At 63.2% G+C, this 26,087-nt stretch carries 28 protein-coding genes and 1 tRNA gene; 9 read left to right on the forward strand and 20 right to left on the reverse strand.

Annotation, left to right across the window (positions count from 1 at the left end; genetic code table 11):
• Positions 1-286: 286 nt before the first annotated feature.
• From NCS02_RS01690 to NCS02_RS01700, 3 genes are read left to right on the forward strand one after another with little or no spacing between them, the layout of a single operon-like run.
• Positions 287-985, forward strand: coding sequence for a fumarylacetoacetate hydrolase family protein (locus tag NCS02_RS01690; RefSeq protein ID WP_239294308.1), 699 nt, complete (start codon positions 287-289; stop codon positions 983-985).
• Positions 986-995: 10 nt separating this feature from the next.
• Complete coding sequence (gene maiA, locus NCS02_RS01695; RefSeq protein WP_008351718.1) at positions 996-1,640, forward strand: maleylacetoacetate isomerase; 645 nt, start codon at positions 996-998, stop codon at positions 1,638-1,640.
• On the forward strand, positions 1,637-2,254 hold the full coding sequence (locus NCS02_RS01700; protein ID WP_008351716.1) for a LysE/ArgO family amino acid transporter: 618 nt from the start codon (positions 1,637-1,639) through the stop codon (positions 2,252-2,254). The genes maiA and NCS02_RS01700 overlap by 4 nt, the downstream gene beginning before the upstream one ends.
• A 32-nt stretch (positions 2,255-2,286) precedes the next feature.
• Here NCS02_RS01700 and ftsY read toward each other — a convergent pair whose 3' ends face one another.
• Entirely contained in the window at positions 2,287-3,522 is a 1,236-nt protein-coding gene (gene ftsY, locus NCS02_RS01705; protein WP_250456619.1) for a signal recognition particle-docking protein FtsY, read from the reverse strand.
• A 232-nt stretch (positions 3,523-3,754) separates the two neighbouring features.
• Between ftsY and rsmD the strand changes: the two genes are divergently transcribed.
• The 3 genes from rsmD (at position 3,755) to NCS02_RS01720 (ending at position 5,325) form a co-directional block, all read left to right on the forward strand.
• Positions 3,755-4,381, forward strand: a complete 627-nt coding sequence (gene rsmD / locus NCS02_RS01710) for a 16S rRNA (guanine(966)-N(2))-methyltransferase RsmD (protein ID WP_250481452.1) — start codon at positions 3,755-3,757, stop codon at positions 4,379-4,381.
• A gap of 99 nt (positions 4,382-4,480) precedes the next feature.
• Positions 4,481-4,987 carry a pantetheine-phosphate adenylyltransferase gene (gene coaD / locus NCS02_RS01715; RefSeq protein WP_008351711.1) on the forward strand — a complete coding sequence of 169 codons (507 nt, stop codon included), beginning with the start codon at positions 4,481-4,483 and terminating at the stop codon, positions 4,985-4,987.
• A 77-nt stretch (positions 4,988-5,064) separates the two neighbouring features.
• Positions 5,065-5,325: a YfhL family 4Fe-4S dicluster ferredoxin gene (locus tag NCS02_RS01720; protein ID WP_008351708.1), complete on the forward strand. Its 261-nt coding sequence runs from the start codon at positions 5,065-5,067 to the stop codon at positions 5,323-5,325.
• On the opposite strand, the gene hisC is transcribed toward NCS02_RS01720, so the two are convergent.
• The 8 genes from hisC to NCS02_RS01760 form a co-directional block, all read right to left on the reverse strand.
• Positions 5,322-6,389, reverse strand: a complete 1,068-nt coding sequence (gene hisC, locus NCS02_RS01725) for a histidinol-phosphate transaminase (protein WP_250481453.1) — start codon at positions 6,387-6,389, stop codon at positions 5,322-5,324. The genes NCS02_RS01720 and hisC overlap by 4 nt on opposite strands.
• A 13-nt stretch (positions 6,390-6,402) precedes the next feature.
• Positions 6,403-7,005 carry an aminoacyl-tRNA hydrolase gene (gene pth / locus NCS02_RS01730; protein WP_250481454.1) on the reverse strand — a complete coding sequence of 201 codons (603 nt, stop codon included), beginning with the start codon at positions 7,003-7,005 and terminating at the stop codon, positions 6,403-6,405.
• A 105-nt stretch (positions 7,006-7,110) separates the two neighbouring features.
• Positions 7,111-7,728 carry a 50S ribosomal protein L25/general stress protein Ctc gene (locus NCS02_RS01735; protein WP_034470532.1) on the reverse strand — a complete coding sequence of 206 codons (618 nt, stop codon included), beginning with the start codon at positions 7,726-7,728 and terminating at the stop codon, positions 7,111-7,113.
• Between the two features lie 151 nt (positions 7,729-7,879).
• Positions 7,880-8,833 carry a ribose-phosphate pyrophosphokinase gene (locus tag NCS02_RS01740; protein WP_008351701.1) on the reverse strand — a complete coding sequence of 318 codons (954 nt, stop codon included), beginning with the start codon at positions 8,831-8,833 and terminating at the stop codon, positions 7,880-7,882.
• Positions 8,834-8,883: 50 nt separating this feature from the next.
• Positions 8,884-8,960: transfer RNA gene (locus NCS02_RS01745), tRNA-Gln, on the reverse strand.
• Between the two features lie 53 nt (positions 8,961-9,013).
• A complete protein-coding gene (ispE, locus tag NCS02_RS01750) occupies positions 9,014-9,895 on the reverse strand; it encodes a 4-(cytidine 5'-diphospho)-2-C-methyl-D-erythritol kinase (RefSeq protein WP_250481455.1) in 882 nt (293 codons plus the stop codon).
• Positions 9,896-9,925: 30 nt separating this feature from the next.
• The gene (lolB, locus tag NCS02_RS01755) at positions 9,926-10,555 is read right to left on the reverse strand and encodes a lipoprotein insertase outer membrane protein LolB (RefSeq protein WP_008351698.1); all 630 of its coding nucleotides are present in this window, start codon (positions 10,553-10,555) and stop codon (positions 9,926-9,928) included.
• Positions 10,552-12,411, reverse strand: coding sequence for a tetratricopeptide repeat protein (locus tag NCS02_RS01760; RefSeq protein WP_175979773.1), 1,860 nt, complete (start codon positions 12,409-12,411; stop codon positions 10,552-10,554). The genes lolB and NCS02_RS01760 overlap by 4 nt, the downstream gene beginning before the upstream one ends.
• Before the next feature lie 85 nt (positions 12,412-12,496).
• Here NCS02_RS01760 and mutM point away from each other — a divergent pair, with 85 nt between their 5' ends.
• Both mutM and mutY read left to right on the forward strand, forming a co-directional pair.
• Entirely contained in the window at positions 12,497-13,327 is an 831-nt protein-coding gene (gene mutM, locus NCS02_RS01765; protein WP_008351696.1) for a bifunctional DNA-formamidopyrimidine glycosylase/DNA-(apurinic or apyrimidinic site) lyase, read from the forward strand.
• 6 nt (positions 13,328-13,333) lie between these two features.
• Entirely contained in the window at positions 13,334-14,395 is a 1,062-nt protein-coding gene (gene mutY, locus NCS02_RS01770) for an A/G-specific adenine glycosylase (RefSeq protein ID WP_034470540.1), read from the forward strand.
• Here mutY and NCS02_RS01775 read toward each other — a convergent pair.
• From NCS02_RS01775 to kdsD, 11 genes are all read right to left on the reverse strand, one after another.
• Positions 14,392-15,024, reverse strand: coding sequence for an LON peptidase substrate-binding domain-containing protein (locus NCS02_RS01775; RefSeq protein WP_008351694.1), 633 nt, complete (start codon positions 15,022-15,024; stop codon positions 14,392-14,394). The genes mutY and NCS02_RS01775 overlap by 4 nt on opposite strands.
• Positions 15,025-15,080: 56 nt before the next feature.
• Entirely contained in the window at positions 15,081-15,953 is an 873-nt protein-coding gene (rapZ, locus tag NCS02_RS01780; protein WP_008351693.1) for an RNase adapter RapZ, read from the reverse strand.
• Positions 15,954-16,016: 63 nt separating this feature from the next.
• A complete protein-coding gene (gene hprK / locus NCS02_RS01785) occupies positions 16,017-16,985 on the reverse strand; it encodes an HPr(Ser) kinase/phosphatase (RefSeq protein ID WP_008351692.1) in 969 nt (322 codons plus the stop codon).
• Between the two features lie 174 nt (positions 16,986-17,159).
• Positions 17,160-17,615 (reverse strand): PTS IIA-like nitrogen regulatory protein PtsN, encoded by a 456-nt coding sequence (gene ptsN, locus NCS02_RS01790; protein ID WP_008351691.1) that lies wholly within the window; start codon positions 17,613-17,615, stop codon positions 17,160-17,162.
• 414 nt (positions 17,616-18,029) lie between these two features.
• On the reverse strand, positions 18,030-18,389 hold the full coding sequence (gene hpf, locus NCS02_RS01795) for a ribosome hibernation-promoting factor, HPF/YfiA family (RefSeq protein ID WP_008351690.1): 360 nt from the start codon (positions 18,387-18,389) through the stop codon (positions 18,030-18,032).
• A 184-nt stretch (positions 18,390-18,573) separates the two neighbouring features.
• Positions 18,574-20,091: an RNA polymerase factor sigma-54 gene (locus tag NCS02_RS01800; protein WP_034470542.1), complete on the reverse strand. Its 1,518-nt coding sequence runs from the start codon at positions 20,089-20,091 to the stop codon at positions 18,574-18,576.
• A 153-nt stretch (positions 20,092-20,244) separates the two neighbouring features.
• Positions 20,245-21,012: an LPS export ABC transporter ATP-binding protein gene (gene lptB, locus NCS02_RS01805; protein WP_085955336.1), complete on the reverse strand. Its 768-nt coding sequence runs from the start codon at positions 21,010-21,012 to the stop codon at positions 20,245-20,247.
• 11 nt (positions 21,013-21,023) lie between these two features.
• Positions 21,024-21,710, reverse strand: coding sequence for a lipopolysaccharide transport periplasmic protein LptA (gene lptA / locus NCS02_RS01810; RefSeq protein WP_033536543.1), 687 nt, complete (start codon positions 21,708-21,710; stop codon positions 21,024-21,026).
• A gap of 30 nt (positions 21,711-21,740) precedes the next feature.
• Positions 21,741-22,343 carry an LPS export ABC transporter periplasmic protein LptC gene (gene lptC, locus NCS02_RS01815; RefSeq protein WP_008351682.1) on the reverse strand — a complete coding sequence of 201 codons (603 nt, stop codon included), beginning with the start codon at positions 22,341-22,343 and terminating at the stop codon, positions 21,741-21,743.
• Positions 22,344-22,347: 4 nt separating this feature from the next.
• Complete coding sequence (locus tag NCS02_RS01820; protein ID WP_175979774.1) at positions 22,348-22,887, reverse strand: KdsC family phosphatase; 540 nt, start codon at positions 22,885-22,887, stop codon at positions 22,348-22,350.
• Complete coding sequence (gene kdsD, locus NCS02_RS01825) at positions 22,887-23,870, reverse strand: arabinose 5-phosphate isomerase KdsD (protein WP_008351678.1); 984 nt, start codon at positions 23,868-23,870, stop codon at positions 22,887-22,889. Before kdsD ends, NCS02_RS01820 begins: the two co-directional genes overlap by 1 nt.
• Positions 23,871-24,030: 160 nt before the next feature.
• On the opposite strand from kdsD, the gene NCS02_RS01830 reads away from it, so the two are divergent.
• Positions 24,031-26,028 carry a monovalent cation:proton antiporter family protein gene (locus tag NCS02_RS01830; RefSeq protein WP_008351676.1) on the forward strand — a complete coding sequence of 666 codons (1,998 nt, stop codon included), beginning with the start codon at positions 24,031-24,033 and terminating at the stop codon, positions 26,026-26,028.
• The last annotated feature ends 59 nt before the right edge of the window (positions 26,029-26,087 follow it).

Below are 26,087 nucleotides of genomic sequence, written 5' to 3' on the forward strand. Positions count from 1 at the left end.
GCGATGCCGTTGCGCTTTTTAAGGTGCAGGAATGCTATTGAGTACCGCATTTGAGGAGCGCTGGCAAGGTTTGCCCATCGAACGTTTCGCGCGCTTTTCCGCCGATGCTTACTAAAACCACCGCGCCAGCCGCAGCTCCGAAGGCCGGTCGAAAGCTCGCAGAGCCAAGCCCGACAAGCTTCGCCACGATTTGTGCGCGCACGTTACACTCCTTGTTCTCGCCGGCCGTGAACGCCGACGCATTCGTCCGGAAATCTGCGAATCAAAACAGCATCAGGAGAGCGGGATGAGTTATGTGTTTCCTCCGGCGCCGGCAGCAGCCGTGCCCGTCGATGGTTCGAACGAGCAGTTTCCCGTGCGCCGCATCTACTGCGTCGGGCGAAACTACGAAGCCCATGCGCGCGAAATGGGCCACGATCCGGATCGCGAGCCGCCGTTCTTCTTCAGCAAGCCCGCCGATGCCGTGCTGAACGTTGCGCCGGGCTCGACGGCGGAATTCCCGTATCCGTCGCAGACGAAGAATCTGCACTTCGAGATGGAACTCGTCGCCGCGATCGGCAAGCAGGGCAAGAACATTCCCGCCGATAAGGCGCTGGACTACGTCTACGGCTACGCGCTCGGGCTCGACATGACGCGCCGTGACCTGCAAGCCGAAGCGAAGAAGCTCGGCCGTCCGTGGGACACGGCGAAGGGTTTCGACCGCTCCGCGCCGATCGGCCCGATTCATCCCGTATCGAAGGTCGGGCATCTGGAAAAGAGCGCGATCTGGCTGACGGTCAACGGCGAGGAAAAGCAGCGCTCGGACATCTCGCAACTGATCTGGTCGGTCGGCGAGACGGTCGCGTATCTGTCGACGCTCTTCGAACTCTTCCCCGGCGATCTCATCTTCACCGGCACGCCCGAAGGCGTCGGCGCGGTCGTGAAGGGGGACGTGCTGAAGGGCGGCGTCGACGGCATCGGCGAATTCTCCGTGCGCGTCGTCTGAGTCCGCGACCATGAAGCTCTACAGCTATTTCCGCAGCTCGGCGGCGTATCGCGTGCGTATCGCGCTGAATCTGAAGGGGCTCGATTACGAGTACGAGGGCGTGCATTTGCTGCGCGACGGCGGCCAGCAGTTGAAGCCCGAATATCGCGCGGTGAATCCGGACGGCATTGTGCCGGCGCTCGTCGATGGCGACGACGTTCTCACGCAGTCGCTCGCGATCATCGAGTATCTCGAGGAGACGCATCCCGAGCCGGCGCTCCTGCCGAAGAATCCGTCCGATCGCGCCTTCGTGCGTTCGGTCGCGATGCAGGTCGCGTGCGAGATTCATCCGCTCGACAATTTGCGCGTGCTCAAGTACCTGAAGCATCAGGTGAAGGTGCCGGATGACGTGAAGGACGCGTGGTATCGGCATTGGGTCGAGATGGGTTTCACGTCGCTCGAAACGCGGCTGGCCGCCGACAGGCGCGTCGGCGCGCTCACGTTCGGCGACACGCCGACCGTTGCCGATCTGTGCATCGTGCCGCAGGTGTTCAACGCGCGGCGCTTCGGCATCGACGTGAGCGCTTATCCGACGATTTCGCGCATCGCCGATCACGCCAGCACGATCGACGCCTTCGCGCGGGCCGCTCCCGCGCAGCAACCGGACGCCGAATGACGGCCGATTTCCCGAGCTTTCTGTCGGGGGCGGGATTGGGCGCGAGCCTGATCGTCGCGATCGGCGCGCAGAACGCCTTCGTGTTGCGGCAGGGTTTGAAGCGACGTCACGTAGGAATCGTCGTGTCGATCTGCGCGTTCATCGACGTGATGTTGATCGGGCTCGGCGTCGGCGGCATGGGGGCGCTCATTTCGCGTGCGCCCGTCCTGCTCGACGTGATCCGCTGGGCCGGCGCGATCTTCGTGTTCCTGTACGGCTTGCGCGCGTTCATCGCGGCGTGGCGCGGGCCGGGGCATCTGGACGCATCGGATGGCGATTCGCAGACGGCGGTGGGCGCGGCATCCACGGTGCTCGCCTTGTCGCTGCTCAATCCGCACGTTTATCTCGATACCGTCGTGCTGCTCGGCGGCATCGGCGCGCAACGCGGCTGGCCGGGCGACGCGTGGTTCGCGGCCGGCGCGATGTCTTCGTCGATCGTCTGGTTCACGGCGCTCGGCTACGGCGCGCGTCTTCTGGAACCGTGGTTCGAGAAAGACGTGTCGTGGCGCGTGCTCGATGTGATCGTCGGCTGCGTGATGTGGTGGATCGCGGCTTCCTTGCTCTTCGCGCGATAAAAAAGAGCGCCACGCGGGCGCTCGTTTCACGTTCAGCCGAGCAACGCGTCGGCGAATTCTTCGGCGCTGAACGGCTGCAAGTCCTCGACTTTCTCTCCCACGCCGATGAAATACACCGGCACCGGCCGCTGACGCGCGATGGCCGCGAGAATGCCGCCCTTCGCGGTGCCGTCGAGTTTCGTGACGACGAGGCCGGTGAGACCGAGCGCGTCGTCGAACGCCTTGACCTGCGCGAGCGCGTTCTGACCCGTGTTCGCGTCGATGACGAGCAGCACTTCGTGCGGCGCATCGGGCATTGCCTTCGCGATCACGCGGCGCACCTTGCGCAGCTCTTCCATCAGATGCAATTGCGTCGGCAGACGTCCGGCGGTGTCGGCCATCATCACGTCGATCTTGCGTGCGCGCGCCGCGCCGACCGCGTCGTAGATCACGGCGGCGGCGTCGCCGCTTTCCTGCGCGATCACCGTCACGTTGTTGCGCTCGCCCCAGACCGTCAGCTGTTCGCGCGCGGCGGCGCGGAACGTGTCGCCGGCGGCGAGCATCACCGACTGATTGAAGCGCTGCAAATGCTTCGCCAGCTTGCCGATGCTCGTCGTCTTGCCGACGCCGTTCACGCCCGCGATCATGATGACGAGCGGTTGCGCGCGTCCGAGCATCAGCGATTTCTCGAGCGGGCGCAGCAGATCGACGAGCAGTTCGCGCAGCGCCTTCTTGACCTGCGAGGCGTCCGTCAGGCGTTCCGCGCGCACCTTCTCGCGCAGTGATTCGAGCAGGAATTCCGTTGCATCGACGCCGGCGTCGGACATGAGCAGCGCGGTTTCGAGCTCTTCGTAGAGATCCTCGTCGATCTTCGCGCTGACGAAAATCCCCGTCAGATTGGAGCTCGTCTTCGAAAGACCGTGCCGCAGACGCGAGATCCACGATTTTTTCGCGGCCGCATCGAGCGTCGGCGGCGGCACGACTTCCTCGCTCGCCTGATCCGTCTCTGGGCCGCGCGCCCATTGCGATTGCGTGCGCCCTTGCCAGTATTCCTTCGATTCCTCCGAGGGCGGTGCGGCGGGCGGCGTGGGCGCAGCGGGAGCGACGGGTTCCGCGGGCGCCGGTTCCTCCGGCTGCACTTCCTCCGACGGCGTTTCGGCGGAAAGCGCCTGACGTTCCAGCTCGGCGTCGGAGATTTCTTCGTCTTCGGCCGCCTCGACGGATTCGTCCTGAGGCGCGTCGAGCGGCGCATCAGCCGGCTTTTTGAATTTCTTGAAGAAGCTGAACATGGATGTGTGACGATGATGCGCGCGTGATCCGATGGCCCTGTGCGCGCTTTCGAGTCGTTTTTGCGCGAGGCCCGCGCGATGGGATGGAAGCGGCATATTTTATCAGGCGCTGCCGTGCGCGCCCGTGCGGCTCCCGTCATGGCGTGCGTGTGGTAACGTTGGCTTTCATTGCTCGCGCCATCCGATCTCAAGCAAAAACACGCCCGGCGCGCCCGATTCCCACCTTCCTTTTATGCCTCGCTCGTCCGCTACCCGCTCCGCCCTGACCAGCCACACGCCATCGCGCGGCGGCAAACCGCACACGATCCGCATCATCGGCGGAGACTGGAAGCGCACGCCGCTGCCCGTGCTCGATCTCGATGGCCTTCGGCCCACGCCGGATCGCGTGCGTGAGACCCTCTTCAACTGGCTCGGCCAGGATCTCTCCGGACAACGTTGTCTCGACATGTTCGCCGGTAGCGGCGCGCTCGGTTTCGAAGCCGCGTCGCGCGGCGCGGCGCGCGTGCTGATGATCGAACGAAGCGCGAAGGCGGCCGCTCAGATCCGCGCGAATCAGGCCAAGCTCGGCGCGCGCAACATCGAGATCGCGGAGGCCGATGCGCTGCGGCTCGTCGCGAGCCTCGCGCCCGGTTCGTTCGACGTGATCTTTCTCGATCCGCCTTTCGGCGATCACGCGTTGCTATTGCGCGCGCTCGAACTGACGGCGCCGCTCGCTTCGCCCGATGGCGCGATTTACGTCGAATGCGGCGATGCGCTGGACATGTCCGGCATCGATGCGCTCCCCGGCTGGAGCGTCGTGCGCGAGGGCAAGGCGGGCGCCGTCCGCTATCATTTGCTGCGCCGCGAAAATGAGGAATAATGCGCGTTCCCGATTTCGACGCAGCCGATTTCGCGGGAAACGAGGCAGAGCTGGTCGTCGCAGCCACGCGGCCCAGTGTAAATAGAAGAGGAGAAGCTCATGGTTGTCGCCGTGTATCCGGGTACGTTCGACCCGCTCACCCGCGGGCATGAAGACATCGTGCGGCGCGCATCGAGCATTTTCGATCAGCTCGTCGTGGGCGTCGCGGACAGCCGCGCGAAGAAGCCGTTTTTCTCGCTGCAGGAACGGCTCGATATCGCGCACGAGGTCCTCGGGCATTATCCGAACGTGCAGGTGAGCAGTTTCACCGGGCTATTGAAGGATTTCGTGCGTAAGAACAACGCGCGCGTGATCGTGCGCGGATTGCGCGCCGTCTCCGATTTCGAGTATGAATTCCAGATGGCCGGGATGAACCGCTATCTGCTGCCCGATGTCGAGACGATGTTCATGACGCCGTCCGATCAATATCAGTTCATCTCCGGCACCATCGTGCGCGAGATCGCGCAGCTTGGCGGCGACGTGAGCAAGTTCGTGTTCCCGTCGGTGGAAAAGCGGTTGATGGACAAGGTCGGCGAGCAGACGCAGAAAGATCCGGCGGCGCCTTGAGACGCCGGGCCCGCGCACTTATCTGCGAAGGTGCGCGGGTTTATGCCGGAAGCCATCCGGCAAGAAGAGAGTGAAGCATGTCCCTGATCATTACCGACGAGTGCATCAACTGCGACGTTTGCGAGCCCGAGTGCCCGAACGACGCAATTTCGATGGGTCCCGAGATTTACGTCATCGACCCGAACAAATGCACGGAATGCGTCGGCCATTTCGACGAGCCGCAGTGCCAGCAAGTGTGCCCGGTGGAATGCATTCCGCGCGATCCTGCGCACGCCGAATCGCCCGAACAGTTGATGGCCAAGTACCACGCGCTGATGGCCGCGAAGGGCAATTCCTAAGCGACGATATCCGTCAATGCAGCGACGAGCGCATCGCATTCGGCCGGCGTGCCGATGGAAATGCGCAGATGCTGATCGATGCGCGGCAGTTTGAAGTGGCGCACGAAAATTTCCTTCGACTTTAGCGCCGCGGCGAGCGTCGCGGCATCGTGCGCGGGATGTTTCGCGAAGACGAAGTTGGCTGCGGACGGAACGACATCGAATCCAAGCGTCTGTAGCTGCGCGCTCAACTTCTCGCGGCTCGCGATCACCTTCGCGCAACCTTCCTCGAACCACGCCTGATCTTCGTACGACGCGATTGCCGCGACTTGCGCGAGGCGGTCGAGCGGATACGAATTGAAGCTGTCCTTCACGCGCGTGAGCGCCTCGATGAGCGCCGGATCGCCGAACGCAAAGCCGACGCGCATACCCGCCAGCGAACGCGCTTTCGACGTCGTCTGCACGACGAGCAGGTTCGGATAGGCGTCGATCAGATTCACGGCCGATTCCGCGCCGAAGTCCACATACGCTTCATCGATGATGACGGGTGCATCCGGATTCGCCTTCAGCAGCACTTCGATTTCCGACAGCGGCAGGGCGCGGCCCGTCGGCGCATTCGGATTCGGCAGCAGCACGCCGCCGGATGGCGCGCGGTAATCGTCGACATCGATGGCGAAATCGGCGTTCAGCGGCACGGTCTCGTATTCGACGCCGTAAAGCTGCGCGTACACGGGATAAAAGCTGTAGGTTATGTCGGGAAAGCGGATCGGCTTGTCGTGCCTGAGCAGCGCCTGGAACGCGTGCGCGAGCACTTCGTCCGAACCGTTGCCCGCGAAAACCTGCTCGATGCGCAATCCGTGATGGTTCGCGACGGCCTCGCGCAATGCACGCGCGGTCGGATCCGGATATTTGCGCAGCGACGCGCCGTCCGCGCCGAGCTCGTGGCGGATTGCATCGACGACGCGCGGCGACGGCGGATACGGATTCTCGTTGGTGTTCAGCTTGACGGGATGCGCCAGCGCGGGCTGCTCGCCCGGCACATACGGCGTCAGACGATGGACGATATCGCTCCAGAAACGGCTCACTGTCGGCTCCAAATCAAGAATTGCGGTGCAGGTTCATCATCGCACGCTCGGTTTCGCCTGCGACGACGAACGGCATCACGGCGAGCGCGCGCTCGATCGACTGATCGATCGCGTCCTGTTCCTCGCGGCGCGGCGGCTTGAGGACGAAGTTCGCGACATCGGGTTTCGCGCCCGCGCGCGCGCCTTCGGGAATCAGATCACGCGGATGCCCGATCCCGATGCGCAGCCGCCAGTACTGCTGCGACGAAAGATGCGCGGAGATGTCCTTGAGGCCGTTGTGGCCGCCGCTGCCGCCGCCGAGCTTCATCTTGACGGTGCCGGGCGGAAGATCGAGTTCGTCGTGCGCGACGAGAATTTCGTCGGGGAGAATCTTGAAGAACTGCGCGAGCGCAACGACCGATTGCCCTGAGCGATTCATGAACGTCTGCGGTTCGAGCAGATGCACTTCGTGGCCGTGCAGACGTCCCTTGCCGTAGAAACCGTGGAAACGGCGCTCTTCGCGCAACGTGGCGCCGGCGTCGCGTGCGAACTGGTCGACGAACCAGAAGCCCGCGTTATGCCGCGTCGCCGTGTATTCGGCGCCCGGATTGCCCAGGCCGACGATCAGCTTGATCATGTCGAGTCTTGTAGAACGAAAAAAAACCCGCCGGGGCTTGCGCGCCGGCGGGTCACGTCGACCGTTCTTGCGAACGGATCGAGAGGATAGCGATATTCCGCGTGCTTACTCGGCTGCCGGCTTGTCGCCTTCAGCTTCGCCAGTCCCTTCCGACACGACGGCAGCCGGAATGGTCGCCGAAGCCACCACCGGATTTTCCGCCTCGACGGAGATCGTCAGGCTCACGCCCTTCGGCAGCGGGATGTCCTTCGCGTGCATCGTCTGGCCGGCTTCGATCTTCGCCAGATCGATTTCCAGGAACTCAGGCAGGTCTGCCGGCAGGCATTCCACTTCCAGTTCCGTCACGACGTGCGAGATCACCGCGCCCGACAGCTTCACGGCCGGGTTGGTTTCCTGGTTCATGAAATGCAGCGGCACCTTGGTGTGCAGCTTCTTCTTCGCGTCGACGCGCTGGAAGTCCACGTGCAGCACGAGCTGCTTGAACGGGTGGTATTGCACGTCGCGCAGCAGAACTTGTTGCGACTTGCCGGCCACTTCCAGGTCGAGAATCGACGAGTGGAAAACTTCTTTCTTCAGGGCGTGCCACAGGGCGTTGTGGTCGAGTTCGACCAGTTGAACGTCCGTTTCACCGCCGTACACGATACCCGGGGTCTTGCCCGAGTTACGCAGGCGGCGGCTCGCACCCGTACCTTGCTTGCTACGCTCGAAAGCGACGACTTTCATATTCGACTCCTATATCTGCCCGCGACCAGGCAGGGAAACCGGGATCATCGAAAACGGGTGATCCCACAACAAGCGACGCGAACCTTCGTCCGTTCGCGCCGATCATGCAAAAACGCGAAGCCTCTGCTTCGCGTTCCTTGCTCGATTCTGATTAACCTTCGGCGAAGAGCGACATCACCGAGTCGCCGCGCCGGATTCGGGAGAACGTCTCCGCGAGCAAACCCGCGCTCGACAGCGGACGGATCTTCGCGCACGCGAGCGATTCGGCCGAAAGGGGAATCGTGTCCGTGACGACGAGTTCGTCCAGCTCCGACGCCGTGATGCGCGCCGCCGCGCCGCCCGACAGAACGGGGTGCGTCGCGTATGCGAAAACCTGTTTCGCGCCACGATCCTTCAATACTTGCGCGGCCTTGCACAGCGTGCCGGCGGTGTCGACCATGTCATCCATGATGACGCAGGTGCGGCCTTCCACTTCACCGATGATGTTCATCACTTCAGCGACATTCGCCTTCGGACGGCGCTTGTCGATGATCGCGAGGTCCGTGTTCAACTGCTTGGCGAGCGCACGCGCGCGCACCACGCCGCCGACGTCCGGCGACACGACCAGCAGATGGTCATGGTTCTGCTTGCGCAGATCGCCGAGAAGAACGGGTGTTGCGTAGATGTTGTCGACGGGGATGTCGAAGAAGCCTTGAATCTGGTCGGCGTGAAGGTCCATGGTGATCACGCGATCGACGCCGGCAATTTCCAGCATGTTCGCGACGACCTTCGCCGAGATGGCCACTCGCGCGGAACGCGGACGGCGGTCCTGGCGCGCATAGCCGAAGTAGGGGATGGCTGCGGTGATCCGGCCTGCGGATGCGCGCTTGAGCGCATCGACCATGATCATCAGTTCCATCAGGTTGTCGTTCGTGGGAGCGCAGGTGGACTGCAGAACGAATACGTCTTTGCCCCGAACGTTTTCCTGAATCTCGACCATGATCTCGCCGTCTGAGAAGCGGCTGACCATCGCTTTGCCGAGAGGAATACCAAGGATTTTGACGACTTCCTGTGCAAGCGCGGGATTAGCGTTGCCAGTAAAAACCATCAGGCCGTCACTGCTCATCGTGCACCTGTCTGCGGCTGGAGGCGAGAGGAAAAACGCGAGAAAAGGAATGGCAGGGGAGGAAGGACTCGAACCCTCGCATGCCGGAATCAAAATCCGGTGCCTTGACCAACTTGGCGACTCCCCTACACAACTCTGAGTCTCGCCGGGAAGTGTAGGACATACCCGGCAAAACGAAACCTATGACGCGAAAGCGAAGAGAGGATGAGAATCCAGACTTGCCGTTACCACACTCTTCCAGCTTGCCGGCAGTTTGGCTTGCGCCATTTCTGCTTCGGCTCGGCTGGCGAAAGCGGCAAACACGCTTGCTCCAGATCCGGTCATTCGCGCCGGTGCGAGATTGGAAAACCACTCGAGCACCTTTGCAACTTCCGCGTACTTTCCTGCAACCACAGCCTGCATGTCGTTTCGACCGAAGCTGTCTGGCCAGTTTGTGTCTGACCTTTGCTGTGCAAGAAAGTCCATCATTGTGACGACTTTCGTATCCCGTGTCAAGCTTTTTTCGGAGAAAATCGCCGCGGTGGGGACGTGAGCATCAGGCGTTACTACGAGGAAGAAACGTTTCGGCAGATCGACTGCCTGGAGCGCCTCACCTACACCTTCTGCGAAAGCATTTTGCCCGAAGACAAAAAACGGCACGTCCGCGCCGAGTTGCAGGCCGAGATTCTGCAGAATCTCACGCGAAAGATCAACACCCCAGAGACGATTTAACGCTAAAAGAGTTGTCGCCGCGTCGGAACTGCCTCCGCCGAGGCCCGCGCCCATTGGCAAACGCTTGTCGATCTCGATCTCCGCGCCGAACTTCGTCCGCGTGTGCTGCTGGAGCGAACGTGCGGCCCGCACGACGAGATCGTGTTCTTCGGGCACGCCCGGCACGTCGGTCTTGCGCATGATGACGCCGTCGTCGCGACGCCTGAAGTGCAGATGGTCGCCCCAGTCGAGCAACTGGAAAACGGTCTGCAGCGAATGGTAGCCATCCGGACGGCGGCCCGTGATGTGCAGGAAAAGATTCAGCTTCGCGGGCGCGAGGCAGTCACGAAGCGTTTCGTTCGATGAGGACATGCGTGATGCTTTGAACCGAAAGCGGCTGAGTTATTGATCGAGCACGAGCTTGATGTCGAGCGGCGGTTCGCTGCGCGTGAGATTCACGCGCTTCACGCCGGTTCCCGGCGCGTCGGCATAGGCGAGATAGTCGATCGTCCATCCGTCCTGCTTGATTTCTTTCGGACGGCCGTTGTCCGCGCCCGGATCGAGCGTGGTCTGTGCACGCGAGCTAGGCGCGGCCGACGGCTGGAGCCAGTAGCGCAACCCTTCGACCGGCAGCGCGAAGCCGAGCGTGTTCTGCATGAGTTGAGATACGTTGTCGGCGCTGACGGGTTGCCGGTTCGGCAATTCGAGCGTCGCGAGCGACGGCGATGAAGTCACGATCGCCATCGTCTGGCCGAGGGGATTGCGCAACTGCAGCGTGACGGTGTCGCCTGTCTCCTGCCAGTCGAAATTGCCGTAGGCGTTGCGCGGCGTGCCGTTCTGGTCGTTGTACTGCACGGCGAAGCGTCCGTGATACATGCGGCTCGTCTGCGTCGCGAGCGACGTGGATGCGTTCGTCGTCGTGGGAACGCGCGGTTCCAGCGCGCAACCGGACATTACCAGCGCGGCGGCCGCCGCGATGCCGAGCGCGCCACGTCGAAGCGATGCGCCGGCGAATGAATCGAATGCGATCAAAGGTCGTTCACCTGAAGTCGTTTCAGCGTTTTGACGAGCGTGTCGTTGTCAGGTTCGAGCTTCTGCGCTTGCCGCCATGTGGCGCGCGCCTGATCCTGCTGCCCTGACTTCCACTGCACCTCGCCCAGATGCGCGCCGATTTCGGCGTTCGGCTGAAGGTTGTAGGCGTTCTTGAGGATCTTCTCCGCCTCGGCCGCATTGCCCTGACGGAAGCGCGCCCAGCCGAGACTATCCATGATGAACGCGTCGTTCGGGGCGAGCGAAACCGCTCGTTCGATCAGCTTCACCGCTTCGTCGAGCCGCTGATTGCGATCGACGAGCGAATAGCCCAGCGCGTTGTACGCTTGCGGGTTGTTCGGCTGCGTCCGCATCAAAGTGCGAAGCTGCGTTTCCATGACGTCGTAGTGACCGTTCTTCTCGGCGGCCATTGCGTAGTCGTACGTCAGATCGGGATCGTCGGGGAACGCGGCGACCGCCTTCGCGAGATTCGCCTCCGCTTCCTTGTAGCGATGCGCCTCGAAAAGAATCGCCGAATCGGTGCGTGCGAGCAGCGCCAGATCGCGCGGATCCGAGCTTTGCAGATTGCCGATCAGCGCGCGTGCATCGTCGACCTTGCCTTGCTTCGCGAGCAGTTGCGCGCGCGTGATCTGCGCAGGCAAATACTGCTGGCTCGTGCGCGGAATCTTGTCGAGCCACTGGCTCGCGGCGTCGTCGTTCTTTTGTTCCAGCGCCAGTTGCGCGAGATAGATATAGGCCTGACCAGGATCCGCGCCCGGCGTGTTTTCCGCCGCCTTCGCGTATTGGTTCAAGAAGTCCTGCGCCTTGTCGAACTGCTTTTTCTGGATGTTGATGAGCGCGAGCGCCATCAACGGCGTCAGGTCCTTCGGGTCGTTCTTGCGCATGATCTCGAACTGCTTCTGCGCGTCGTCGAGCCTGTCGGCGGACAGATACAACTGCGCGAGCGCGAGCCGCGCGTCATGCGATTTCGGATTCTTGTCGACGTATTTCTCGAACGACGCGATGCCTTCCTTGCGCTCTTCCGGGCCCATGCGCGCAAGCGTCAGCGCGGCGGGCAGGTAGTCCGGCTTGAGTTGCAACGCCTTTTCGAGCGATGCCTTCGCGCCCGGCGGATCATCCGCGACGAGCTGCTGACGTGCGAGCGCGAGTTGCGCTTCGGGCCGGTTCTGATCGTTTTGCGTCAGGTCCTTGAGCACGTTCAGGCCACCGACACGATTCGGCCCGCGCGCGAGTAAGGTCTGAAGAGAAAGTATGGCGTCGCCGCGCTGGTCCGGCGCCACCTTCGCGAGTTCGCGTTCGAGCGTCGGCTTCGCGTCTTCGGGCTTGCCGCCGACGATTAGCAGCGATGCGCTCAACTGCGCCGCGCGATCGGAATGCGGCGCGAACTGCTGCCAGAGCTGCGCCGACGTGAGCGCGTCGTTCGGGCTTTGCGCGGCGATCGCGATTTCAGTCGCGCGCTGCGCGAAACGCGGATCGTGCGTGTCGCGGGCGAGCGCGAGATAGGTCTGGAATGCGGGCGCGGGCTGGCCGCGCTGCAATGCGACTTCGGCCGCCAGAACCTGGAACACGATCTGGCTCGACATTGTCACATTCGGCAGATCCTGTGTCTCCGCGCCGCTGACGGGCGCGGTCAGCAGATCGGCGGCGTTTTGCGCGTCGGCCTGATCGTCGGCGCTCGGAACGGGCGTGGCGTTCTGCGCCTGGGCGTGCGCGGGCGCGAACGCGAGCGCGGCCATCGCGAGCGCAACGGCGCCGGCGATTCGCGACATTGGCATGGCGAACGAATGCGTCGAACTGGACTGACGCTTCGCAAACAGCTTCATGACGAACGAGTTCATGGAAATCCAGACGATGTTTCAGTCGATTGTAACGCGGTCGCTAAAATACCGGCACAAACGCCAGAGCAAGTCTCTCTCCAGAAAAATGCCCGAACTGCCGGAAGTCGAAGTCACTCGCCGCGGAATCGAACCCTATGTCGCCGGACGGCGCGTCGAGCACGTCGACGTGCGTACGCCCGCGCTGCGCTGGCCCATCCCGAAGCATCTTCCGAAGACGCTCGGCCATCTGAAAATCGACAAAGTAGAGCGGCGCGGGAAGTATCTGCTGTTCGAAACCGTCGAAGGCTGGCTGATCGTCCATCTCGGCATGACCGGCACGCTGCGGGTGCTGCGGCATGTGCCGCAGCCGCCCGAGGCGGCGAAGCACGATCACGTCGATATCGTGTTCGACGATTTCATTCTCCGTTTTCGCGATCCGCGCCGATTCGGTGCGATTCTCTGGCATCCGCGCTCGGACGGCGACGTGCTCGAACATCCGCTGCTCGCGAGCCTCGGCGTCGAGCCGTTTTCGCCGGAGTTTTCGGGCGCGCTGCTGTTCCGCGAGACGCGCGGGCGCAAGGTGTCGGTGAAACAGGCGCTGCTCGCGGGCGGGATCGTGGTGGGCGTCGGCAATATCTATGCGTCGGAGAGCCTCTTTCGCGCGGGCATCCGGCCGACGACCGCCGCCGGGCGCATCTCTCTCGTGCGCTATGACCTGCTCGCGGACGCCGTGCGCGTGACGCTCGCCGCCGCCATCGACAAGGGCGGCAGCACGCTGCGCGATTTCGTCGGCAGCAACGGCGAGTCGGGCTACTTCCAGCTCGACTATTTCGTCTATGATCGCGCGGGCCTGCCGTGCCACGTCTGCGGCACGGCGATCAGGCAAATCGTCCAGGGACAGCGCTCGACGTACTTCTGCCCGCGCTGCCAACGCTAATATCCGATGCTCGCTCTCACCGATTTTTCGTCGCGCCTCATCGCGTGGCAACGCATTCACGGCCGTCACGACCTGCCGTGGCAGAACACGCGCGATGCTTACCGCATCTGGCTGTCGGAGATCATGCTGCAGCAGACGCAGGTTTCCACCGTCATTCCGTACTACGCGCGATTTCTCGAACGCTTTCCGACGGTATCGGCGCTCGCCGATGCGCCCATCGACGACGTCATGGCGCTCTGGGCCGGGCTCGGTTACTACTCGCGCGCGCGCAATCTGCACCGCTGCGCGCAGGCCGTCGCGCACGAGCACGGTGGCGCGTTTCCGCAGACCGTCGACGAACTCGCGCTGCTGCCGGGCATCGGACGATCGACGGCAGCGGCGATCGCGTCGTTCGCGTTCGGCGCACGCGCGACGATCCTCGACGGCAATGTGAAGCGCGTGCTCGCGCGCGTATTCGGCGTCGAAGGTTTTCCGGGCGAGAAGAAAGTCGAGAAGGCGATGTGGACGCTCGCGGAATCGCTCTTGCCGGAAGCCGCGAACAACAACGATGTGACCGCTTACACGCAAGGCCTGATGGACCTCGGCGCGACGCTGTGCGTGCGCGGCAAGCCGGACTGCGCGCGCTGTCCGTTCGCATCGGATTGCGTGGCGAAGGTCGAAGGGCGTCAGCGCGAGTTGCCCGCCGCGCGCCCGAAGAAAGCCGTGCCGACGCGCAAGACATGGATGCTGGTCCTGAGGGACGGCGATTCGATCCTGCTGCAGAAGCGTCCGTCGATCGGAATATGGGGCGGATTGTGGAGCCTGCCCGAAGCGGCGGACGAAGCCGCGCTAGCGCAAGTCGCGCAGCGTCTCGGCGCCGATGAACATCTGCAGCGACTCGCGCCGATGTCGCACGCATTCACGCACTTCAAGCTGGATATCGAGCCGCGGCTCGGCGAGGCGCGCCAGGCGCCGCGCGACTTGATGGACCTCGAAACCGTCTGGGCGTCGCTCGCGAAGATCGACGCCTATGGTGTGCCCGCGCCAGTGCGCAAGCTGCTCGACGCGCTGACAGGCACGCTCCTCTAAAGCAGTTGATGATGCTGCATGTAGTGATGCACGACGTCGATGCGCGCGCCGGCGTCCATCAACTCCATGAGCTTCTGGCGTGCGCGCATCGGGATCGGCAGGATTTCGGCGAGGCGGTTGGAGACCCAGGTGGGATCGTCGTATAGAAAGGGTTCGACGAAGGGCAGATTCTGCGGCTCGCGTTCCTTGATCGTGTCGATGATGCGCTCCAGCACTTCTGCGCACGCGCCGAATTTCGCGAGCGCCTCGGCGCCCTGCAGTGGCTGATCTTCACCCAGCAACTCGGCCGTGCCGACGATCAGATTGCTCGGCTCGACACGATGATCGGTGAGCCGGAAACGATCGGTTCCGCGTGCCTGCACGAGCAGGAGACCGAAGGTATCGACATCGCATTCCGCGATTTCAGCCAGGCAGCCGATGCTTTCCGGCACCGACGGATCGCCCGGCGAGGCGACTTCGTGCCCGCTCTTGAGCAGGCACACGCCGAACGGCGTCTGCTCGCGCAGACACTCGCGCGCCATGTCCAGATAGCGTGCCTCGAATATCTTGAGCGGCAGCAGGCCGCCGGGAAAAAGCACGGTGTGAAGCGGAAACAGCGGCAAGTCGGCCAGAACAGGATTCGCGGACATCGCGTCCCTCCAGGATGGACCGCCGGCGCGGCGATCAGGTTCGCGTGTGGATCGCGCTACCCGGCGGGGATGGGCGCGTCACGATGCCGCACGATCACATTTGCCGTCTCGCAAAAGCGCGCGGCGAGCGCCTCCGCGATGAACACCGAGCGATGCTGGCCGCCCGTGCAGCCGATCGCGACAGTGAGATAGCTGCGGTTGTCGTCGCGAAAACGCGGCAGCCATTTGCCGACGAACGCGCCGATATCGTCGATCATCTCGCCGACCAGCGGCTGCGCGGTGAGGAAATCGATGATCGGTTTGTCGAGGCCCGTGAACGGGCGCAATTCGCGGTCGTAGTACGGATTGGGCAGCGTCCGGACGTCGAAGACGAGATCGGCGTCGAGCGGCACGCCGCGCTTGAAGCCGAACGATTCGAACATCAGCGTGAGGTCGGCGGCGTCGGTTTCGACGAAGCGCTTGACCCACGCGCGCAGAACGTTCGCGCGCAAATTGCTCGTGTCGATCTGATGGCCGTATTCCGCGAGGCCCGCGACCAGTTCGCGCTCGCGTTCGATCGCTTCGGCGAGCGAGTTCAGCACGCCGACATCGGCTTCGCGCATCGGCGGGCCCGACAGCGGATGACGCCGGCGCGTCTCGGAGAAACGCTGGATCAGCGACTGCGTGCTCGCGTTGAGGAACAGCACGCGCAGATCGAAGTCCTTCGAGAGCTTGTCGATGATGGACGGCACTTCATCGAGCGAGAGACTCGAACGCGCGTCGATCGCGACGGCGAGGCGCGTCTGGCCTTCTTTCGCGAGATAGTCGGCGAGTTCGGGCAGAAAGCGCGGCGGCAGGTTGTCGACGCAATAGTAGCCGCCGTCTTCAAGCGCGTTCAGCGCAACGGACTTGCCGGAACCGGAGATGCCGGTGATCAGGATGATACGCATGGGTCTCGGGAAATTCGCTTTTCCTAAGCTTAGCACCTGCGCCCGATTCGTTTCGGCGCGCGATCAGATCAGCTTGCCGGGAAACTGGCTGTCGGGATCCTGCATCGCAAGGCGTTGGCGATCCATGAAGTCGCGCAAGGTATCGATGCCGCGCAGTTGCAGAATCGTGTTGCGCACCGCGGCCTCGACGAGCACGGCGAGGTTGCGGCCCGCGGCGACCTGAATCGTCACCTTGCTGATCGGCAGGCCGAGCACGTCGACGGTCTGGCTTTCCAGCGGCAGGCGCTGGAATTCGCCGTCCGGCCGGCGCACGAGTTGCACGATCAGCTTGAGCTTCATCTTCCGGCGCACGGCGGTTTCACCGAAGATCGTCTTGATGTCGAGCAGTCCGAGGCCGCGCACTTCGAGCAGATTTTGCAGCAGCGGCGGACAGCGGCCTTCGACGAAATCGGGGCCGAGGCGCACGAAATCGACGGCGTCGTCTGCGACGAGTCCGTGGCCGCGGCTGATGAGCTCCAGACCGAGCTCGCTCTTGCCGAGACCGGAGTCGCCGGTGAGCAGCACGCCCATCCCGAGGATGTCGATGAACACGCCGTGCAGCGTCGCGCGCGGCGCGAGAATGCGCGACATGTACGCGCGCAGGCTGTCGATAACGGCCGCCGCCGACATGCGCGTCGTGAAGAGCGGCGTCGACGAGCGCGTGCAGCGCAGAACGAGCTCCGGCGGCGCGCCCACTTCGCCCGCGACGACTAGAAACGGCGGCTCGAGCGCGATCAGCTCGGCCATGTGGCGCGAGCGGTCTTCGTCGGACTGGCGCTGGTAGTAGTTGATCTCGGCGTCGCCGAGCACCTGGATACGGTTCGGGTGAATCAGGTTCAGGTGACCGACGAGGTCGGCGCTCGACGTCGCGTTGGCGACCGTCTCGCTCGAAAAGCCGCGTTCCCAGCCTTCATGCCCGGTGAGCCAGCTGAGCTTAAGAGCGGCGGCGTTGTCGTCGAAAATGCTTTGGGCGTTGATGCTGGACGTATCCATGAGACCGGAACTCCGTTGGAAGCCGGGAGCAGCCTTTGCGTCACGACGAAGCGGGTCGCTTCGATACGCTGCATGGCGCTGCGTTTGACCGATTGTGCCCCAGAAGCCTTGCGTAAGCGAGGCGCGCCCGGCGCGGAGGCGGCACGGACGCGCAACGCTATGTTCGGGTGGCTATTACGGTTGCCATTGCGTGAGCACCTGATAGAGCGCGTCACGATCTTCTTCCTTGTGCAGACGCTCGCGCGCCTCGGTGTCGGAGAGCAGTTGGGCGATCTCCGACAGAATTTCAAGATGCTGCTGCGTCGCCTGTTCGGGCACAAGCAGGAAGATGAGCAGAGAGACCGGCTGGCCGTCGGGCGATTCGAACGCGACGGGTTCGGCGAGACGCACGAAGGCGGCGAGCGGTTGCTTCAGCCCCTTGATGCGGCCGTGCGGAATGGCGACGCCTTCGCCGAGGCCGGTCGAGCCGAGGCGCTCACGCGCGAAGAGATTGTCGGTGACGGTGCTGCGAGCGATGCCGTTCTGGTTCTCGAAAATCAGGCCCGCTTGCTCGAATACGCGTTTCTTGCTGGTAACGGACAGTCCGAGAACCACGTTCTCGATGGGAAGAAATTTGGCTAAACGATTCATGTTGGCAGGCGAAAGCGTGGCCTGATAGCTCCTCATCGTGGCCGCTGTCTGAAAGCGCTCACGGCGATGGTGAAACGGAAAGTGCGCTGGCGGCGTTGCCTGCAGCGTGCCTGTCGTGCGACCCCGAAAATTACCGGACCATTATAGAACAGGGCACTGCCCGATGGTGCGCCGCGCAATGGCACGGTTTTCAATTCAATGTGCAGGACAAAGCCCTGAAAATCAATGGCTTGTATCACCTAGCGGCAGAAATCCAACAAAAAAGCCGCCAGTCGGGGCGGCTTCGGTTCGGTGCATGCGCCGATCCATCGTTTCCGGATATTCGAGGAGTCCCTCCAATCAGTCCCGCCGTCCTGTGGCGGCGGGTTTTGCTGTCATCCGGCGATCAGACTTCGTGCATGCCGTGCTTCATGCTCACGGCGACGGCGCTTCCATCTCATGCGACTCGCCGCGGTACTTCACGGATTCATGGGCGTGGCCCTGGATCTTGTCCTTGTGCTTGATGACCTGCCGATCCAGCTTGTCGACCATCAGGTCGATGGCCGCGTACATATCAGCGTCACAACTCTCGATGAAAATGTCCTTGCCCTTCAGGTGCAGGTTGATTTCCGCCTTCTGCCTCTTTTCCTTTTCCCTATGATTGTCGACCGAGAGGACCACGTTGCCGTCGATCACTTGATCGAAATGACGGAGCACCCTGTCCAGTTTCGTGATCACATACTCGCGCAACGCAGGCGTCAATTCGAGGTGGTGTCCACTGATCTTCAGATTCATAGTTGCTCTCCAAGCTAATGGCCGCTAGGCCACGTCGGCTCGTCCGATACCGGTCGGCAATGTGTCCCGCCGGCGCGTCATCCTGGCGCGCTTGACAAACGGGGCGCATCGGCCGGCACGTCCGCGCTTTCGCGTTGCGGCCGGTAAACGCCCATCGCAACACGCGATGGACTACAGAGACGGGTCATAGAGACTTGCGCAGATTCACTGCCGGGATCTTGAGGGCTTCGCGGTACTTGGCTACGGTGCGCCGCGCTACCACGAATCCTTGTTCCGCCAGCAGTTCGGCGATGCGGCTGTCTGAAAGAGGAGTTTTGGGGTCTTCCGCTCCTATCAGTTGCTTGATGAGGGCCCGGATCGCCGTTGACGATGCCGCGCCTCCTGTGTCGGTCGAAACGTGCGATCCAAAGAAGTACTTAAATTCAAGCGTCCCGAATGGGGTGAGCATGTACTTGCCTGTGGTCACACGAGAAACCGTCGACTCGTGTAAACCCAGCGTATCAGCAATCTCCCGCAAAACCAAGGGGCGCATGGCGATTTCGCCATGTGCAAAAAAGTTCTTCTGACGCTCGACAATTGCCTGCGCGACACGCAGGATCGTCTCAAACCTCTGCTGAATGTTCTTGATGAGCCAGCGCGCTTCCTGAAGCTGCTGACGCAACGAACCGCTGCCCGGATCGCCGCGATTGTTGCGCAGGATGTTCGCGTACAAATGGTTGATGCGCAGCTTCGGCACGATCTCCGGGTTGAGTTCAGCCGTCCAGCCGCCCGACGTCTTGCGCACGAGAATGTCCGGAACGACGTAGTCTGCTTCGCTCTTGCCATACGCCGCGCCCGGAAACGGCTCCAACGACTTGATTAGCAAATGTGCGTCCCGGAGGGCGTCGTCGCTTGCCTTCAACTGTTTGCGCAGGCGCGTGAAGTCGCGCGCGGCGAGCAATTCCAGATGATTCGTGACGATCTCGAGCGCCAGCGTGCGCGTTGGCGAGCCATCGAGCCGCAGCAACTGAAGTTTCAAGCATTCCGATGCCGAGCGTCCGCCCACGCCGGGCGGATCGAAACTCTGCAGCAACGCGAGTGCCGCGCTCAGTTCGTCGAGATCGACTTCGAGTTCTTCGGGAAGATCGGTTTGGACTTCATCGAGCGATGCCGTGAGATACCCGTCCTCGTCCAGCGACTCGATCAGAAACGTGACGAGCGCCCGATCGCGCTGATTCGCCGCGGTCATGCGCAACTGCGCCGTCAGATGGTCGCGCAGCGTCGTGGTCGATTCGTGGATTTGCAGCGGCGGCAGATCGTCGTCGTCGGAAGCGTTGTTAGAACGGCCGTAGTCTTCCAGATTCCATGAACTCGAGTCCTGACCGCTGTCGGAGCCCAGGCCGTTGTACTCGTCGACGCCTTGCGGCTCGCTGTTTTCCGAACGCTCGGAACTGGAACTGCTCGACGTGGAGCCGTTGCTCATCATCGAATCGGGCGGCGCGCTCGATGTGGCCGGCGCCGCGATCAGCGAACCGTCCGCGGCGACGCGCAAAGGGCTCGCAATCCAGTCGTCGTCGTTCTCGAGCAGCGGATTCTGAGCGATGGCCATCGCGACTTCCTGCTGCAGTTCGAGCGTCGACAACTGCAGCAGCCGGATCGACTGCTGAAGTTGCGGGGTCAGCGCAAGATGCTGCGAGAGGCGGAGTTGGAGGCTGGCTTTCATGGCAAAGTTTTAATCATTGTAGAGAGTTTGCCACGCGCGCGAAACCTCGCGGGGATTCCAAAAAAGCGCATGCCGCCCACGGGGGCGGCACGTAAGTTTTGCAACTTTCGCATGATGCGGCGCACTATCAATGCGGCCTTTGCGACGGTGCGCTCACATGCGGAAATGCTCGCCGAGATAGACGCGGCGCACGCTTTCGTTCTCGATGATTTCGCTCGGCGCGCCCGCCGCGAGCACGGTGCCGTCGCTGATGATGTACGCGTGATCGCAAATGCCGAGCGTCTCGCGTACGTTATGGTCGGTAATCAAAACGCCGATGTTGCGCTGCTTCAGAAACTTCACGATTTTCTGAATTTCCAGCACCGCGATCGGATCGACGCCCGCGAAGGGTTCGTCGAGCAGGATGAAGCTCGGGTTGGTCGCGAGCGCCCGCGCGATCTCGACGCGACGGCGCTCTCCGCCCGACAGCGACAGCGCCGGATTCTCGCGAAGATGCGCGATCTGCAACTCGTCGAGCAAGGCTTCGGCGCGCTGTGTTATGGCGTCTTTTGACAGGCGTTTGCCCGACGCATCGGTTTGCAGTTCCAGCACCGCGCGGATGTTCTGCTCGACAGTGAGCTTGCGAAACACCGATGCTTCCTGCGGCAGATACGACAGGCCGAGGTGCGCGCGCTGGTGGATGGGCAGAAGGCTGATCGAGTTGCCGTCGAGATCGATTTCGCCGGCATCGAGCGGCACGAGACCGACGATCATATAGAACGACGTGGTCTTGCCCGCGCCGTTAGGGCCGAGCAACCCGACCACTTCGCCGCTCTTCACATCGAGCGACACGTCCTTCACCACGGTGCGCGAGCCGTAACGCTTCTTCAGATTGCGGACGACGAGCGAACTCGACTCGCCTTCCGGCTTACGGTGGGGCATGGCGGGCGAATTCACTGCTGCGGCGTTCCTTGAATGGTATTCGACGGAGAAAGCGTGGCAGGCGAACCGTTCAGCGGCGCGGCGCCGCCTGAACGCGGCGCGAGCATCGCGCGCACGCGGCCGCTCGGATTGCCGGGTCCGGCCTGGTCCTTGCCCGCGCTCGCCGTGTAGAAGTCCTTCTGGCCGTCATAGGTGATCACGCTGCCGTGCACTTCGTCCTGCACGGTCGTCAGGCCTTGCAGGCGGCGCACGACGGCGCGCGTCGTGAGCTTCGTGAAGTCGTTCTTGCCGTCGTAATCGATTCGCACCGCGTTGCCGTCGATGTACTCGTTCAGACCGTCACGCTTCTGGCGGAAATACGAGAGATTGTTGCCGGTAGACGTGCCGGTCGCGTACTGATAACCCTGCGGGTCTTGCGTCACCTCGACGCGGTCGGCCTTGATCACGATCGTGCCTTTCGTCGCGACTACGTGACCGGTGAAGATGTTCTTCTGATTGAGATCGTCGTACGACATGTTGTCCGCTTCGATGTTGAGCGGCTTGTCGCGGTCGGCCTTTTCCGCGTGCGCCGGCAGCGCGGCCAGCGCGACCGCGATGGTCAGGGCGGCAGCGAGCCCGGCCCGCACGGCGTGCGTGGCACGGCGCGCGAGCATTGCGCGCGCAGGGCCGCCATCGGGACGAGGGAACCTTTCGTTCATGCAGTCACAATTCGGATGGGAGTGCCGGGATTACTTGGACGAACCGCCGTTGATATCCGTGGCTGCGATCGCGCCGCGCACGTTACCGAACAGCTTCATCACCCGGGTCACGTTGTTGTAGTTCATGCCAGAGGCCGTCATCACCGACGGGCCGCGCTGAAGTCTAACCGGTTTTTCCGTTTCGATGACATCGTCGTTCACCAGCACGCGAAAATGCTGGGAATCCGCCTGCATCTGCGGATCTCCGTAACCGGCCGCGCGCACGATGCGCGCGTCGTCGTAGAGATCGACGATCGAGACGTCGCCATTGACCGTGCCGCGCTGGGCCGTCGCCGTGACGGTCGGCTTCATCGGCTGGAACATTCGCATCGCGGGCAGCGTGAGCTCGCTGATCTCGTCGTCTTCGTAATGCACCATCGACTTCGCCGTCAGACGATATTGCGTCGTGCCGGTGGCGTCGAGCTCGGAAACCGAAAAGTTGTTGGCGAAGTAGTCGGGCGTGTGGCGCTTCTCGGGCGCGGGCGCCTGCTGTGCTGGAGGCAGCGTGGCCTGCAGCAGCCAGTAGGTGATGCCGGCCAGCGCCGCCACCGCGAGAAGCGGCAGGAGCGAGGCGAGCTTTCCGGGGCGCGGCATGGCCTCAGCCTCCGAGCGCTGCGGCGAGCAGTTCGTCGTAGCGATGTTGCGCGCGCAGGATCGCGTCGCAGACTTCGCGCACGGCGCCGTGGCCGCCGCGCGCTTCCGCGACCCAGTGCACGCGCTGAGTTACTTCGGGATGCGCGTTCGCGGGCGCGGCCGCAAAGCCGCAGCGGCGCATCACCGCGAGATCCGGCCAGTCGTCGCCCATGTAGCCGCATTCGTCGGCCGGGATACCGGTGGCTTCGAGAAGTTCGGCGAGCGCGACGGTTTTATCGCCGACGCCCTGATAGAGATGCGTGATGCCCAGCTCGCGCGCGCGCGCCGCGACGATGCCCGATTGCCGTCCCGTGATGATCGCCGTCTGCACGCCGACCGACTGCAGCATCTTCACGCCGTGGCCGTCGAGCGAATTGAACGACTTCATCGCGTCGCCTTCGGCGGTGAAATAGAGACTGCCGTCGGTGAAAACGCCGTCGACGTCGAACACCATCAGCTTCAGACGGCTCGCGCGTTCGGCGGCGGTGAGAGGCTTCTGCGCCATCAGATTACCTTCTTGGAGAAGAGGTCGTGCATGTTCAGTGCGCCGATCAGCGTCGCATCGGCGTCCACGACCAGCATCTGATTGATGCGAAAGCGCTCCATCAGTTCCACGGCTTCGACCGCGAGATGATCCGGCGCAATCGTGCGCGGATTACGGGTCATGACATCGGCGAGTTTCAACGCGCGGAAATCGCCGTCGCGCTGCAGGATGCGGCGCAGGTCGCCATCGGTGAAAATGCCGTGGACGTGACGATTTTCGTCGATGACCGCGGTCATGCCCATGCGCTTGTCGGTGATCTGGAAGAGCGCGTCCGCAACGGTTGCGTCGAGCGAAACGACCGGCACTTCGTCGCCTACGCGCATCACGTCGCGCACATAGGTGAGCAGGCGCCGCCCGAGCGCGCCGCCCGGATGCGAGCGCGCGAAGTCGTCGGGACCGAAGCCGCGCGCGTCGAGCACGGCTACGGCGAGCGCATCGCCGAGCGCCATGGCGGCGGTCGTGCTGGCCGTCGGCGCGAGATTCATCGGACACGCTTCCTTTTCGACGCGTGCATTCAGATGCATGTCCGCCAGTTGCGCGAGACTCGATTCGGGACGGCCGGTGATCGCGATCAGCTTTGCCCCAAGCCGCTTGATGAGCGGCAGAATGGCGACGAGTTCCTCGGTTTCGCCCGAGTTCGACAGCGCGATGAAGATGTCGTCGGCGGTGACCATGCCGAGGTCGCCGTGGCTCGCTTCGGCCGGATGCACGAAGAACGCCGGCGTGCCGGTGGAGGCGAGCGTCGCGGCGAACTTGCGCGCGACGTGGCCCGACTTGCCGATGCCCGAGACGACCACGCGGCCGCGGCAGCCGAGCAGCGTTTCGACCGCGTTCGTGAAGTTGTCGTCGAGGAGTTCGGAGAGCCCGCGAACGGCGTCGGCTTCGATCTGAATTACGTTGCGAGCCAGCGCCAGCGCCCGGTCGCCATTGATTTTCGCTATCATGCGCGGAGTATAGCAAAGGCGATTCCGGGCCGCCCCGTACGGAGCCCGGTGCGCCGCCGTCTATCCGCCCCCGCAAGCCCTGTCGTCAGGGGCCTTTTTAAGATGCCGGAGCGCCCGATTCACGCGCCTCGGAACGCTGACGAACGAGGACGCTAGTCGGATGCCGATTTCTCCGCTCGAAATGACGCTGTTGCTGCTGCTCTGCTCCGTGGCAGGCGTCGTCGTATTTCGCTATTTCAACCTGCCGCCGATGCTCGGCTATTTGACGGTCGGCATCATCGTCGGGCCGCACGCGGCGGGCATCGCGCCGGACACCGACCGCGCGCAGCATCTCGCCGAATTCGGCGTCGTGTTCCTGATGTTCTCCATCGGGCTCGAGTTTTCGCTCTCGAAGCTGCGCTCGATGCGGCGCATCGTGTTCGGACTCGGCGCGAGCCAGGTCGGTGCGACCATCGCGCTCGCGATGATCTTCGGCTGGATCGCCAATTTCTGGATCGGCATGTCGTGGCAGGCGAGCTTCGCGCTCGGCGGCGCGATGTCCATGTCCTCGACCGCCATCGTCAGCAAGCTGCTCGCCGAGCGGCTCGAGCTCGAATCCGAGCACGGCCGCAACATCTTCGGCGTGCTGCTGTTTCAGGATCTGGCGGTCGTGCCGCTGCTCATCATCATCGCGGCGTTCGGCAACGGCCAGTCGTCGCAGCTCGCGATGTGGCTCGGCATCGCCGCGGTGAAGATCGTCATCGCGTTGACGGTGCTGCTTTTCATCGGCCAGAAGTTCATGACGCGCTGGTTCGACCTCGTCGCGCGGCGCCGCTCGCAAGAGCTGTTCATGCTGAACCTGCTGCTCGTGACGCTGGGCGCGGCGTTCATCACCGACAAGTTCGGTCTGTCGCTTGCGCTCGGCGCGTTCATCGCGGGCATGCTGATCGCGGAGACGCCGTATCGGCATCAGGTGGAAGAGGACATCAAGCCTTTCCGCGACGTGCTGCTCGGTCTGTTCTTCGTGACGACCGGCATGCTGCTGAATCCGCGCGTGATCTGGGAGCATCCGTTTCTCGTGCTCGGCTTTTTCGTCGTGCCGATCCTGCTCAAGGCGGTGATGATCACCGGTCTCGCGCGCGCCTTCGGTGCGACGCCGGGCGTCGCGATGCGTACGGGCCTCGGTCTCGCGCAGGCGGGCGAGTTCGGCTTCGTGCTGCTGAATCTGATTCTGGATTCGCATCTCGTCGATTCCACGATCCTGCAAGCCATTCTTTCCGCGATGCTGCTCTCGATGCTCGCCGCCCCGTTCATCATCCAGAACGCGGACCGGATCGTGCTGCGGCTCTCGTCGACGGAATGGATGCTGCAATCGCTGCAAATGACGAAAATCGCGACGCAGAGCCTGAAGCAGAGCGGCCACGTCATCATCTGCGGATACGGCCGCGCCGGACAGAACCTCGCGCGCATGCTGGAGCAAGAGGGCATTTCGTATGTCGCGCTCGATCTCGACCCGGATCGCGTGGCGGCGGCAGCGGCGGCGGGCGAATCGGTCGTGTTCGGCGATGCCGGGCGGCGCGAGTCGCTGCTCGCGGCGGGCCTGCATCGCGCGGCGACGGTCGCGATCACGTACGCGAACACGCCGTCCGCGATGCGCGTGCTGCACAACATCCACGAACTCGCGCCGACTTTGCCGGTGATCGTGCGCACCGTCGACGACGCCGATCTCGAAAAGCTCACCGCGGCGGGCGCGACGGAAGTGATTCCGGAGATCGTCGAGGGCAGCCTGATGCTCGCATCGCACACGCTCGTCCTGATGGGCGTGCCGATGCGCCGCGTCGTGCGGCGCGTCGAGGAAATGCGCGATGCGCGCTACAGCCTGCTGCGCGGCTATTTCCACGGCGCCGACGACGTCGACGACGACGATGGCCACGAGCAGGTCCGGCTACAATCCGTACCCATCGACGCAAATTCCGAAGCCGTCGGGCATTCGCTCGACGATCTCGGACTCGTCGGCAACGGTGTCGAAGTGACCGCGATCCGGCGCCACGGCATCCGGGGCGTCGCACCGGACCCCGAAACCAAGCTGCGCGCGAACGATATCGTCGTGCTGCGCGGCCTGCCCGAAGTGCTGGCGCAAGCCGAGGAACGGCTCTCGCGCAATCGCCGGGCAGCCTAGCTTCCCTCTTTTGTCACCAAGGCGAACGCGCGGCCTCACGGCGCGGACTCCGGAGAAGT

This window comes from Caballeronia sp. NCF2 (assembly GCF_023631205.1).
Taxonomy (GTDB): Bacteria; Pseudomonadota; Gammaproteobacteria; order Burkholderiales; family Burkholderiaceae; genus Caballeronia; species Caballeronia zhejiangensis.